The organism is Stenotrophomonas maltophilia (assembly GCF_900186865.1).
GTDB classification, from domain to species: domain Bacteria; phylum Pseudomonadota; class Gammaproteobacteria; order Xanthomonadales; family Xanthomonadaceae; genus Stenotrophomonas; species Stenotrophomonas maltophilia.
Genome location: NZ_LT906480.1, coordinates 2,742,143 through 2,754,979 on the forward strand (window position 1 = coordinate 2,742,143; position 12,837 = coordinate 2,754,979).

A 12,837-nucleotide genomic window follows, 5' to 3' on the forward strand; every position below is an offset into this window, starting at 1 on the left:
CCGTGCATCGCTTTGGTGGGTGCCGACCGGTGGTCGGCACAGAACCTTCAGAGACCGTGTCCATCCCTGCGGTAGTGCCGGCCGCTGGCCGGCAACCTCATGAACTCCGGCAACACCATGCAGTTGCCGGCCAGCGGCCGGCACTACCAGGCATCGCTCTGGTTTGTGCCGACCAACGGTCGGCACCCACCGCACGAGAGCACGCCGGCCCAGGTCGGCATCCACCAATGCCGGCTTTGCTATCCTTTTCCCCCACGCCAGGGAGCTTCCCCGATGCCATCGCTGTCGCCCCGCCGCCCGCTGGTGCTGCTGGCCCTGATCGTCGTGATGGCGGCGATCTTCCTGATCGACACCGTCACCGATTACGCGGTTGCCGCTGCCTGCTTCTACGCAGCGGTCATCCTCGCGGCGTCGCGCGTGCTGGGTGCGCGCGGGCTCATCACCCTGGCCGTCGCCTGCATCGCACTCACCGGGCTGAGCTTCTTCCTGACCCGCTTCGGCACCTACCGCATCGGCCTGGTCAATTCGGTGATCGGCATGCTGGTGATCGGCATCACCACCTATCTCGCCCTGAACATGGAAGCGGCCAAGGCCGCCGTGCAGGAAGCACAGGGCCGCCTGTTGCGGGTGGCGCGCGCCTCCACCGTGGGCGAGCTCACCACCTCCATCGCCCATGAAGTGAACCAGCCGCTGGCGGCCATCGCCAGCAGCGCCGAAGCCTGCCAGCGCTGGCTCGCACAGGACCCGCCGAACGTGGACAAGGCCCGGCAGACCGTGGCCCGCATCCTGGCAGACGCGCACCGCGCCGGTGACGTGATCGCCCGCATCCGCGGCCTGACCCAGGGCGCGGCACCGGAACGACGCGCCTTCGACCTGAATCAGGCGGTGGAGGAAATGCTGGCGCTGTCGCGCAGCGAGCTGGACCAGCACGGCGTGGCGGTGGCGCTGCTGCTGGACGCCGACCTGCCGCCGGTACACGCCGACCGCGTGCAGGTGCAGCAGGTGATCGGCAACCTGATCCTCAATGCAGTGGATGCAATGGAAGCCATACCCGCAGCCGACCGTCGCCTGTCACTACTGACCCGGCGTGACGGCCAGCAGGTCAGTCTCAGCGTGCGCGACCGGGGCGTGGGCCTGCCCGCCGATCATCCCGAGCGTGTATTCGATGCGTTCTGGACCACCAAGTCACATGGGCTGGGACTGGGCCTCAGCCTGAGCCGTTCGATGATCGAAGCCAATGACGGCCAGATCCGCGCCGAACGACCGGCAGGCGGCGGTGCCTGCTTCGTGTTCGACCTGCCCATCGCCTCGGACGTTCAACATGCGTAAGCCCGCTGCCCCAGCCATCGACCCAGCGCCCATCGTCTACGTGGTCGACGACGATCCGTCGGTGCGTGCCGCACTGGAAGACCTGCTGGCCTCGATGGGCCTGCAGGTGCGCGCCTTCGCCTCCACCCAGGCCTTCCTCGAACACGACCTGGAGGACGCGCCGGCGTGCCTGGTGCTGGACGTGCGCATGCCCGGCCAGAGCGGCCTCGAATTCCATCGCACGATGGGCAGCCACGGCCTGCAGCTGCCGGTGGTGTTCATCACCGGCCACGGCGACATCGCCATGGGCGTCAACGCAATCAAGGATGGCGCCATCGAATTCCTGACCAAGCCCTTCCGTGACCAGGAGCTGCTCGATGCCATCCACAAGGGCATCGAGATCGACCGCCAGCGCCGCCGCGACGGCGAGGCACTCGGCGCGCTGCAGCTACGCTGGGACACCCTCAATGCCGGCGAGCGCGAGGTGGTCGATGGCGTGGTACGCGGCCGGCTCAACAAGCAGATTGCCAGCGACCTCGGGGTCAGCGAGATCACGGTGAAGGTGCGCCGCGCGCAGGTGATGCGCAAGATGGGCGCGCGCACCCTGGTTGACCTGGTACGCATGTACGACCGCCTGCAGACGGGCAGCGCTTGAACCCGCAAGCAGCCTATTCCGGCTCCGGCAGCGCGTAAACCAACCGGTAATCGTGGCGGCCTTCACTGATGATGATCTCCAGTGTGCCGCACAGACCGAGCAGTCCTTCACTGCCCGAATCCGGCACCACCACCACGCTCAGCTGCGGCGTGCCACGGGTCATCAACCCGTTGTGCTGCAGGGTGAACCCGCCCTGGCGCCCGGCCAGCGTGGCCGTCACCCGCTCCATCGCCACGTAGCCGGCCGAGCCCTGCACCGGGCTGCGGAAGGCCAGCATCTGGCCGACACTGCTGCCCTGCAAGTCACCATGGAAGACCTTGTCGATCGACATCACCCCGATCGGGCCGTCGTTGCCACCGATCGGCAGCAGGTTCACTTCAAAGGTTCCGCGCGCTTCGCCCTGCATCCTGCTCTCCCTCGTCGATGGGTTTGAACGCTGCTACTTCTTCGTCGCCAGTACGATCACCCCGGCCAGAACCAGGCCGATGCCGCTCCACTCCCGCAGGGTCGGACGTTCGCCCAGCAGCAGGTAGGCCAGCACGATCACCAGCACCACACTGAATTTGTCGACCACTGCGACCTTGGCCAGCTCACCACTCTGCAGCGCGCGGAAGTAGAACAGCCACGAAGCGCCGGTGGCCAATGCCGACAGCACCAGGAACAGCTGGGTGCGGCCCGGCAGCAGCAACGGATTGGACCATTTGCCGGTGATCACCACCAGCGGCAGGATCACCGCGGCCACCACCAGGGTGCGGATCGCCATGGCCAGGTCCGAGTCGACGCCCTTGACCCCAACCTTGGCGAACAGCGCGGTCAGCGCTGCGAACACGGCAGACAATCCAGCCCAGATCAACCACTGCGGTATGTTCTGCACGAAGCCCTCGCTGGCCGGAACGGATGAGCGAGCGCCAACGCTACTCCACCCTGCCATCGGTGGGGCTTCACCTGTCCATCACCACCGCTACAATGGGCCAGGAATCGCCAGGGGGCGATCTGCAGGGAAAGCGCCATGCTTGAACAGGACACCACCCTTGCCCATACCGGGCCCGCGGTCCTTGACCGGGCCAGCCTGCCGTGCGCCGCACGGCTGCCGCTCCCCTTCCCCTTCGTTTCGCAGCAACCTGCCCGTTCCACGCAGCAGGTTCCTCATCGCTTGCCCTGACCGGAGCCGTCGAAATGTCCGAGAACACCCTCCTTGCCACGCCGGCTGCTACCGCGCCGATCAAGTATCTCGACCGCGCCATGGCCACGTTGCGCAGCCTGGGCCTGGCCGCCCCCCAGGACAACAACGCGCCGGCTATCGCGCTGGTGTCGCAGCTGTCCACCCTCGACCAGGGTCGCGTGGTGGCCATTGCCCGCGTGCTGCAGCAGTCCGGCCATTTCAATGCCGTAATGCGTGATGAAATCAGCTCGGCCAAGGTGTCTGACCGCTATACCGAGATCATCCGCGCCTTCGACAGCATCCGTGACGATGCCAGCACCATGGTCGAGCAGGTCCGCGACGGCAAGATCGACATGGGCGAGCGCCTGCAGAACCTGTGGATGAAGGTCACCCGCGGTGACATCCCGAGCCGGTTCGAGAAGATCCGCCGTACGTTCCTGGAGGTCAGCCGCGATTCGGCCGAGCAGCTGCAGCGCGAGTCGCGCGTGCTGGAGATGTACGGCGACTTCCGCCTGTCGATCAAGGATGCCGAGATCCAGGCACATGAACTGTTGAAGCTGCAGGAGCAGGCGCTGGCCGATGCACGCGAGGCGCTGAAGCAGGCGCAGCAGCGCGTGGAATCGGCCGATCCGGCCGCCGATGCCGCCGACACCGGCCGCCTGGTCATGGCCCGCGACGAGGCCCTGCGCAACAACCAGGCCGAGGAGTCACGCTACCAGCTGGCCAAGGACCTGGCCGAGAACCTGCAGGTGAACTACGCCACGTCCGAGGCGATCATGCTGCGCGTGCACCAGTCGCACGAGGTCAAGCGCCGCGTCAACGAGCGTTCGGTGGTGTTCTTCTCCACCAATGAAACCAGCTTCACCGCCTTGAACCTGGCGTTCACCACGCAGATGGGGCTGCATGAGTCCACGCAGGCGCTCAACGCGATGACCGAGGGCACCTCCAAGGGCCTGGAAGCGGTGGCCAACATTGGCGACGACGTGCTGCACGAGGGTCTGAAGGCGGGCTACGGCGCCACCATCGGCGTCGATTCGGTGCGCAAGCTGGTCGATGCAGTGGTGCGCTTCCAGGAGACTTCGCTGCAGGAGATCGAGCAGCTGCGCGGCCAGGCCACCCGTGACTCGGCGGAGATCGCCGAGTACGTCGAACAGGGCAAACAGCGTTTCGCTGCCCTGCTGCAGGCACCGCCGAGCCCGGAGTCGCGCTGAGGTGAGTGCGACGATGGCCCCTGCCGAGCTGCAGGATGCGCTGCTGACCATGGATGTGGTCGACCAGCTGCGTTACCGCAATGCCGAAATGAAGGCGCTCGCCGACAGCGGCCATGACAAGGCAACGCTGAAGCAGCGCCTGCTTGAGCTGTACCGCTCGCAGGGCATCGAGGTCTCCGACGAGATCCTCGAGGCCGGCATCGCGGCCCAGCGTGAGCAGCGTTACCTCTACGTCGCGCCATGTGGCTGGAAGGCGTGGCTGGCGCGGCGCTGGATCGATCGCAGCCGGCTGCTGAAGTGGGCGCTGATCGTGGCCCTGGTGCTGCTGATGCTCGGTGTTCTGCTGGCGATGGCGCGCAGCTTCGGCGCGTTCGTGCACGAGAGCAACGTGCAGAAGAACGTACAGGTGCTGAACGACAAGGTGGCCGCGCTGCAACAGGCGGCTGCTGCAGCGCGCGCCCTGCTGGCCGCACAGGTACAGGTCCTGCAGGGGTTGCTGCCACGTGCCACCGCCAGCGGTGAGCGCCTGCAGCCGCTGACCGAAGGCGCACAGGCCGCGCTGGCCGAAGCACAGCGCCGCTTCGCCGAGGTTCCCGCCGCACTGGCCGCACAGCCGACTCTTGTGCGCAAAGACAAGCTCACCCGGCTCAGCAGTGGTGGCACTGCCACCGGCGCGCAGGCGGCCGCGCAGGTTGAGCAGCACCGGCTGGCAACCGCGCAGCTGCTGGTGCAGGCCAGGGAAACCCTGCCCGCGCTCACCGAGCGGGTGAATACCCTCAGCCAGGCCATCGAGGCCAGCGAGCTGCTGGACACCACCAACGCCGCTGCAAAGGCCGCTCGCCTCGCGCCGGATGCAGAGCAGGTGCGCGCACGCGCCTACACCGGCGGCGACGTGGCACTGCGCGCAGGCGACATGGCCGCGGCCGGCCAGGCGGTAGCGACCCTGAAGGACCTGATCGGCAGCGCCGACAAGCTGGCCGCGCTCAACGAGCGGTTGGCCCAGCTCAAGACCGACGGCCTCGCCACCGGCGTCACCGGCGAAGACCGCAAGCGCTTCGAGCGTGCGCTGGACCAGGCCGCCCGCCTGATCCGGATAGAGACGCTGGCCGAAGCCGGGCCGGCCGTGGACGAGGTCAGCCAGCTGGTGGGGCTGCTGTCGCAGACCCTGGTCTACCGCATCGTCAACCGTGACGATGAACGCACCGGCGTCTGGCGCTACAACGAAAAGGCCAATGGTGGCCGCAACTACTACCTGGTGACCGAAGCGCTGGACGAGGCCGGCAACGCTGCCGAACTGCCGATCCGCAACGAGGAGACCGGCAAGGACGAACGGGTTTCTGTGTTTGCCGTACGTGTGCCCGAGGCCACCTACAACCGTGTTGCCGCCGACAAGCAGGACAACGGCATCATCGAAGACGACCAGATCGGCAGCAAGCCGCGCGGCAGCCTTTCGCCTCGGTTCCGCATGCCCACCACCGGCGGCTACATCACCCAATGGTGATGGGTAAGGAACTGACATGAGAGATCTGAACGACGCGATTGCCGATGTCACAACCGATATCGGCCAGGCGCAGGCACAATTGGCCGCGCGTGGCGACCAGTGCCGGGAACTGATCAAGGAACAGGAAGCACTGCACGGGCGGGTCCGCGACGACTTCAACGCGCTGGCCCGCCTGCAGGCCGAGGCTGCCACCGATGCGCCGCCGATGCTGGCCCGGGACCTGCTGCAGCAGACCAGCGCCGATCTGCAGCGCCGTGATCGCAAAGCGGCGGCGCTGGCAGGCGAGCTGCAGGCGCTGCTGGACATCGAGCAGTCGCTGCAGCAGCGGTCGCAGGAGGCCGTTGCCGCACGCGACGCCGCCGGCGGACGCTGGCAGGCCCTGCAGGACCAGGTGGACACCACGCTGGAAGCGGAACCCACCTACAGGGCGCTGCAGGACGACCTGCAGCTGGCCGTGGCGCGGGCCGACACGGTCGAGCGCATGGCCACCTCTGCGCAGTCGGAGCATGACGCCAAGGCCGGCGCCTACCAGGCCGACCCGATCTTCATGTACCTGCACCGGCGCAACTACGGCAGCACGGCCTACCGCGGCTGGCCGATGGTGCGCACCGTCGACGGCTGGCTGGCCGAACTGTGCGGCTTCGACCGTGCCCGTCGCGAGTACGCCACGCTGGTCGAACTTCCGCCCTATCTGCAGGAACATGCCGGACGCGCCCGCGACGACGTCGAGGCTGCCCGCCAGCCGGTACAGCAGGCCCGCGATGCCGCCCTCGCCCACGCCGGTGGCGACCCGCTGCGCCAGCAGCTGCAGACGGCACAGGGCGCATTGGCGCAGGCGCTGTTGGCCGAGCAGCTGCATCGGCAGACCGTGGATGCCAAGCAGGCACAGATCGACGGCTTCCACAGCTGGACCGATGCCGAAGGCCGCACCCTGCTCACCGCGCTGGCGCGCACGCTTTCGGCCAAGAGCATGGACGACCTGTACCGCCGCGTCGCCGCCACCGCCTCCGGCGAGGACGATGCCGTGCTCGAACGGATCCATGGCAGTCGCCTGCGCCTGGGCGAGATCGACGGCATGGTGGCTGAGCACACCCGTGAAATGGCCGTGCTGAAGAAGCGCCTGGACAGCCTGCAGGCTGCGCGCAGGAGCTACCAGGCGGCAGCAGACAGCGAACGCCAAGCCTACGAGGCGCCAAGCTACCGGGCCGCCGCACCGGCCACAGTCGCCGCGTCCTTCTTCAGCACCACCAGCAGCCGAAGCGCCACCCACTCCTCTGGCAGCCTGTTCGACCTGCTTTTGAGCGGTTCCAGCAGTTCCAGCTCGCGTTCAAGTTCCAGTTCCAGTTCCAGTTCCAGTTCGCGCTCGAGTTCCAGTTCGGGTTCCAGCGGCAGCAGCTTCCGCAGCGGCGGCGGCATCAGCGGTGGCGGTGGCTTCAAGACCGGCGGCGGGTTCTAGCCCGGCAACGGCCGGGTGCGCCGCTTCAGCCGCGTATCCAGCAGCCCCACGCCCAGCAGCACCAGGCTGGTCAGCCACCCGGCGGCCAGCAGGTGCATGTGCGGCAGCATCAGGCCCAGTACCAGCAGCGCCACCGCACCCAGCAGGTGCGAGCGCGGCGCATGCCCATAGACCACGCGCTTGTAGAGGGCACTGCCCAGCAGGTAGATCAACGGCCCCGCTACCAGCACCGTGGCGTAGACCGGGGTCACCGCTGCGCCAGGATGGTCCATGACCAGATCATTGCCGACCGCGGTGGCGATGATGCCGGCGATCAGCAGCGCATGCACGTAGTGGAAGTTGGCCCCCATCCGCCCGGGGTCCTCGGAATGGGTGATCGCCGCGGTGGCATCGCGGCTGGAGATGCCGAAATACAACCACCACATGGCGATGGTGCCGGCAAAGGTGGCCAGCACCGCAGACACCACCGCAGCACTCCACTGCTCGACCTCGCTGAGCACGCCACCGGTAGCCAGCAGCGTCTCGCCGAGTGCGACGATGACGAACAGCTGGCAACGCTCGGCCAGGTGCCCGCCTTCGATGGTCCACTCGCGGGTGTGCGACCGGCCCAGGCCAGGAAACGCGAAACCGAACATCGGCGAAATGTATTCGCAGGCCACCGCCACCGCCCACAACGCCAGACGCAGATTGCCCTCGGCGGCGGCGCCCGCCAGCCAGAAGCAGGCCGACACGCTCACCCACGCCAGCATGCGTCGGAAATTGGGCGCCAACGGATGCCTGCGACCGACCTCCAGCAGCACGAACACCGTGCGCCCGACCTGCATGGTGGCGTACGCCCCCGCGAAGACCCAGGCGCGTTCAGCGAAGGCCTCGGGAATGGACGAGGACATCAACAGCGCCAGCAACATGGTGACGAACAGCAGGCTGCGGATGCGTGGCGCCTCGGGATCGAACCAGTTGCTGACCCAGCAGGCGTACTGCCAGCCCAGCCAGACCGCGAACCACAGCACCAGCGTCTGCATCACCCCGACCAGGTCCAGGTGATGCAGCAGATGGTGGCTGAGCTGGGTAACCGCAAAGACGTAGACCAGATCAAAGAACAGCTCTTCGTAAGTCACGCGGGCGTGGTGGCCATCGCGCTGGCGCAGGGCAGGCGGTCTCAGTCGTGTGCTCATGGCCGTCCTTCAGCGCGCCAGGCGCCAGTACAGCAGTCCAGCCAGCAGGGCCGGCAGCGCGAACACCAGCAGCAGGATCGGCAGTTCTTCCCGCACGGCGTAACCGGCCTTGCTCACGCCCACCCACATGTTGGCCAGCGTCACCAGCAGCCAGGTGGCGATGAACGCGAGCAGCGCCGTGGGCAGCTGTGACTGGCCTACGCTCCACAGCCGCCCGAAGAGCAGGAATACCCCCAACAACAACACCCCACCCACCATCACCAGAAGCACGTGCATGGTCCATCTCCTTGAGCCTGCTTGCAGGCTAGCCGCGGCCGATTCTGCGCTCCAGACGATGATCGTGGTTTCACTTTCCAGTTCCGACGAACAATCCCCGACCCGCGCCCCACATGGCAAACGCGAACGGTTCCCATTAGTATTGCGTCATCGCGCAGGGATGCCCTCCCCCGCGCGCGCCCCTTGCCCTTGCTTCCGGTCCGGATGTCCCAGCTGCCTTCCCCACCCCCTCCCGCGCTGCCGCTGATGTCCTCGCTGGTGCGCCATTACGAGGAACTGGTGGAGTACCTGCGCCGCCGTTTCCGCTCGCCGGGGTTGGCTCGTGAGGTGGTGCACGATGTCTGCGTGCGCCTGCTGGAACGCCCGGCCGCCTACGATGCACGGCAACCCATCGCGCTGCTGCGGCGGATCGCGCACGATACGGCGGTGGATCGCTGCCGCGCCGAGGATCTGCGCCGGCACTGGGTGGAAGCGCGTGCCGAGCTGCCCGATGACGCCTGCCCGCGCCCCGGGCCTGAGCAGCAGGCGCAGGGACAGCAGGCACTGCAACGACTGGGCGCCACCATCGAACGCATGCCCTGCCGCCGCCAGCAGGTCTTCATCCTGCACAAGATCCACGAACTGCCACAGGCTGAGGTTGCCCGCCGCATGGGTATCGGCCAGAAGGCGGTGGAGCGCCACCTGCGCCTGGCCATGGCCGATTGCCAACGGTCGGCTGGCCTGCGATGAGCCCACAACCGCCGCCGTCCCCACCGCAACCGCCGGTCCAACCCGCAACCATCGACCAGGTGCTGGACCAGCATCGCGATGCCCTGAAGGAACGCTTCCCCATGCCCAGCGCGGATGCGTTGCAGCGTCGTCGCGGTGGGCGTGCGGCGAAGATCGTCCTGCCGCTGCTGCTGATCACGGCCACGGGCGTGTTCATTGCCGACCCGGCATGGCAGGTGCACGACTATCGGAGCGCGGTGGGCGAACGCCGCGGCATCCGCCTGCCCGATGGCAGCCATCTGCTGCTCGACGCCGGTACCCATCTGCAGGTTCGCAGGCACATCCGCTCGCGGCAGGTGGTGCTGGTGCAGGGCCAGGCCCGTTTCCAGGTGCAGCACTCGACCTGGCGCCCGTTCGAGGTCGAGGCCGGGGCGGTGCATGTGCGCAACTATGGCACGGTGTTCGACGTTGACCGGCAGGGTAGCCTCAGCGAGGTAACCCTGTGGCGCGGCGAGGTGGGCGTGCGTGTGGATGGCGGGGGCGCAGAGCAGCGCCTGAAGCCGGGGCAGCGCGTGCTGGCCCAGCCAGGATCGTTGTCTCCGCCGGAAGCGGTGGACCCGGATCGAGCCGACTGGACCCGTGGACGGCTGCAATTCGACCGCATGCCGTTGGCCGAGGTGCTGCGCATCCTGCAGCGCTATCACGACCGTCCCATCGTGCTGGACGACCCGGTACTGGGGCCGCTGCAGGTGTCAGGCGTCTTCGATGCCGACCGCGCCGAGACTGTACTCGCGCTGCTGCCCGAGATCCTGCCGGTACAGGTGCACACCGCTTCCGATGGCAGCCTGCATCTGCGCGCCCGCGATTGAATGCCACACCGAGGGTGGGTTGCGCGCCGTCCCATCCGGCAAGTGCTTGAACCCTTCCGAAGGACCCCCGCATGACCCGCCCTGTTCCGCCAGCCGCCCTGCGCCGGCTGGCCCCCACCCTGCTCGCTGCCTGCCTCTGTGCGGCCCTGCCCGCCACGGCGCAGACCGCTGCATCCGCGCCCGTCGAGCTGCACCTGCCGGCCGGCCCGTTGCAGGCCTCGCTCACTGCGCTGGCGCGGCAGAGTGGCATCCAGCTGCTGTTCGCCGCCGACAGCGTGAGCGGCCGCAGCGCCCCGGCTGTTGATGGCCGCTACACCCCGCGTGAGGCCCTGCAGCGGCTGCTGGCAGGCCAAGGCCTGGCGATGCAGGAACGTTCGCCAGGGGTGTTCGTGGTGAGTGCCGCGCCAGCGCCGGCGAAGCCGCGCATCCCGGCCCGGGCCGCATCATCGGCGCCGTCATCCGCCTCGACGACGTCGCTGGCCCGCGTCACGGTCTCGGCCTCGACCGCGCGCATGCCGCAGGGCGAGACCGCCATGCCCAATACCATCACGGTGCTGACCCGCGAGGACATCGCCCAGCAGCTGGCATTGGGCTCGGATGTGTCGCGGGTGCTGTCGTCGCAGATCCCGGCGTTTGCCCCGGCGCGCGAGAAGATGTCCAACTACGGCGAAACCATGCGCGGCCGCGGCATCCTGTACATGGTCGACGGCGTGCCGCAGTCCACGCCACTGCGAGATGGCTCGCGTGATTCGCACACCATCGACCCGGCGATGATCGAACGCATCGAGGTCATCCACGGTGCCAACGCGCTGCAGGGCATCGGCGGTACCGGCGGCATCGTCAACATCATCACCCGCAGTGCGCCCAGTGAGCCGGGCGCGTTCCTGCTCGACACCAGCGTCAGCTACAGCGCTGCCCTGCCCAGCCGCCACGACGACAATGGCCAGCGCGGCTCGGCCCTGGTGGGCGTGCGCGGCGAGCAGTTCGACCTGGTCGCCGGCCTGGCCTATGAGAAGCAGGGCCTGTACCACGACGGCGAGGGCCGATCGATCGGCACCAACGCGCAGGGCGAGCTGATGGACTCGACCTCATCGAACGTATTCGCCAAGCTGGGCTGGAACATTGCCGACGGCCACCGCCTGCAGGTCATGGCCAACCGCTATGAACTGCGCGGGCTGGACAACTACCTGGCCATCAACGGTGACTACCGGACCGGTCGCCCGACCATTTCGGTCCCGGGCGATACGCCGCTCGATCCGCCGATGAACCGCTCGCGTTCGCTGACGGTGGACTACAGCGCCGCCGACCTGCTCGGCGGCCGTTTCCAGGCGCAGGCCTTCGCGGTCGATTTCGAAGGCCGCTACGGTGCCAGCCAATGGGATCCTTGGGGCAACACCGGCGCCAATGCCGCCTGGGACCAGACCCAGAACGAATCGGACAAGCGCGGCTTCAAGCTGACCCAGAGCTGGAGCCGCATCGCCGACACCTCGCTGGACGTGACCCTGGGCCTGGACGGCCTGCGCGACCGCACCCACCAGGTGCTGCTGGCCAGTGGCATGAACTGGGTGCCGCAGACCACCTACCAGAGCCTGTCACCGCTGCTGCAGCTGCACTGGTGGCCGACCGATCACCTGATGCTGTCCGGCGGCCTGCGCTACGAAAAGGGCGAGCTGGAAGTAGGCGACTACACCACCCTGCCCCGTTACGGCGCACGCAAGGTGGCCGGTGGCAAGCCGACCATGAGCGAGACCCTGCCCAACTTCGGCGCGGTCTGGTACATCAACGATCGCCTCAACGCCTATGCCTCGTACTCGGAAGGCTACACCGTGGCCGACGTCGGCCGCGTGCTGCGCGCGATCAACCGCGACGGCCAGCGCGTGGACAGCCTCATCGACCTGTCACCGGTGGTGTCGGACAACCGCGAGATCGGACTGGAGTACGACGATGGCCGCTTCAGCGGTGACATTGCCTACTACACCTCCGAATCCAGGCTCGGCTCGGTACTGATCTACGATCCGGGCATCGATGCCTATGCGGTACAGCGCCAGGCCACCCGCGTGGAAGGCTTTGAAAGCAACCTGCGCCTGCGGCTGGGCGACAGCCGCCTCGGCCTCGGCTACGCACGCGCCAACGGCCGCTACGACGCCGACGTCGACGGTCGCCTCGACAGCGACCTGGCTGGTGTGAACATCGCGCCGAACCGGCTGACTGCGTTCTGGGAACAGAGCTGGACGCCGCAGCTGAGCACCCGCCTGCAGGCCAGTCATGCCTTCGACCGCGACTTCGACCTGCGTGGCGCGCGGGTGGCCGAGTTCAAGGGTTACACCACCGTGGATCTGGTCGCGCGCTATACGCTGGACAAGCATGCCTTCACGCTGGGCGTGCAGAACCTGGCGGACAGGCAGTACATCAGCTACTACTCGCAGACCACGCCGTCGAACCCGAGCTATTTCTCCGGCCGCGGCCGGGTGCTGACGCTGGGATGGCAGTACCGGTACTGATCCATGGCGTCCTTA

Annotated in this window: 12 protein-coding genes; 8 read left to right on the forward strand and 4 right to left on the reverse strand. The window is 67.6% G+C overall.

Features of this window, described 5'->3' with window-relative positions; all coding sequences use genetic code 11:
* Positions 1–273: 273 nt before the first annotated feature.
* Entirely contained in the window at positions 274–1,329 is a 1,056-nt protein-coding gene (locus CKW06_RS13160; RefSeq protein ID WP_024956554.1) for a sensor histidine kinase, read from the forward strand.
* Positions 1,322–1,963, forward strand: coding sequence for a response regulator transcription factor (locus CKW06_RS13165; RefSeq protein ID WP_024956553.1), 642 nt, complete (start codon positions 1,322–1,324; stop codon positions 1,961–1,963). Before CKW06_RS13160 ends, CKW06_RS13165 begins: the two co-directional genes overlap by 8 nt.
* A 13-nt stretch (positions 1,964–1,976) precedes the next feature.
* Here the strand turns inward: CKW06_RS13165 and CKW06_RS13170 are convergent, their stop codons facing one another.
* Positions 1,977–2,369 carry a DUF3224 domain-containing protein gene (locus CKW06_RS13170; protein ID WP_024956552.1) on the reverse strand — a complete coding sequence of 131 codons (393 nt, stop codon included), beginning with the start codon at positions 2,367–2,369 and terminating at the stop codon, positions 1,977–1,979.
* Between the two features lie 33 nt (positions 2,370–2,402).
* Positions 2,403–2,837: an EamA family transporter gene (locus tag CKW06_RS13175; protein ID WP_024956551.1), complete on the reverse strand. Its 435-nt coding sequence runs from the start codon at positions 2,835–2,837 to the stop codon at positions 2,403–2,405.
* Positions 2,838–3,139: 302 nt separating this feature from the next.
* Here CKW06_RS13175 and CKW06_RS13180 point away from each other — a divergent pair, with 302 nt between their 5' ends.
* From CKW06_RS13180 to CKW06_RS13190, 3 genes are read left to right on the forward strand one after another with little or no spacing between them, the layout of a single operon-like run.
* A complete protein-coding gene (locus CKW06_RS13180) occupies positions 3,140–4,336 on the forward strand; it encodes a hypothetical protein (RefSeq protein WP_024956550.1) in 1,197 nt (398 codons plus the stop codon).
* A gap of 13 nt (positions 4,337–4,349) precedes the next feature.
* Complete coding sequence (locus CKW06_RS13185; protein ID WP_024956549.1) at positions 4,350–5,837, forward strand: DUF6384 family protein; 1,488 nt, start codon at positions 4,350–4,352, stop codon at positions 5,835–5,837.
* A gap of 16 nt (positions 5,838–5,853) precedes the next feature.
* Positions 5,854–7,293 (forward strand): hypothetical protein, encoded by a 1,440-nt coding sequence (locus tag CKW06_RS13190; protein WP_024956548.1) that lies wholly within the window; start codon positions 5,854–5,856, stop codon positions 7,291–7,293.
* On the opposite strand, the gene CKW06_RS13195 is transcribed toward CKW06_RS13190, so the two are convergent.
* A complete protein-coding gene (locus tag CKW06_RS13195) occupies positions 7,290–8,468 on the reverse strand; it encodes a low temperature requirement protein A (protein WP_024956547.1) in 1,179 nt (392 codons plus the stop codon). The two genes, CKW06_RS13190 and CKW06_RS13195, sit on opposite strands and share 4 nt — an antisense overlap.
* A 9-nt stretch (positions 8,469–8,477) precedes the next feature.
* Positions 8,478–8,744, reverse strand: a complete 267-nt coding sequence (locus CKW06_RS13200) for a hypothetical protein (protein WP_005413581.1) — start codon at positions 8,742–8,744, stop codon at positions 8,478–8,480.
* Positions 8,745–8,948: 204 nt separating this feature from the next.
* Between CKW06_RS13200 and CKW06_RS13205 the strand changes: the two genes are divergently transcribed.
* The 3 genes from CKW06_RS13205 to CKW06_RS13215 all read left to right on the forward strand — a co-directional run bounded on the left by CKW06_RS13205 (position 8,949) and on the right by CKW06_RS13215 (position 12,822).
* Positions 8,949–9,473: an RNA polymerase sigma factor gene (locus CKW06_RS13205; protein ID WP_024956546.1), complete on the forward strand. Its 525-nt coding sequence runs from the start codon at positions 8,949–8,951 to the stop codon at positions 9,471–9,473.
* Positions 9,470–10,321, forward strand: a complete 852-nt coding sequence (locus tag CKW06_RS13210; protein ID WP_024956545.1) for a FecR family protein — start codon at positions 9,470–9,472, stop codon at positions 10,319–10,321. Before CKW06_RS13205 ends, CKW06_RS13210 begins: the two co-directional genes overlap by 4 nt.
* A gap of 71 nt (positions 10,322–10,392) precedes the next feature.
* Positions 10,393–12,822, forward strand: coding sequence for a TonB-dependent receptor (locus tag CKW06_RS13215; protein ID WP_024956544.1), 2,430 nt, complete (start codon positions 10,393–10,395; stop codon positions 12,820–12,822).
* Positions 12,823–12,837: the final 15 nt, after the last annotated feature.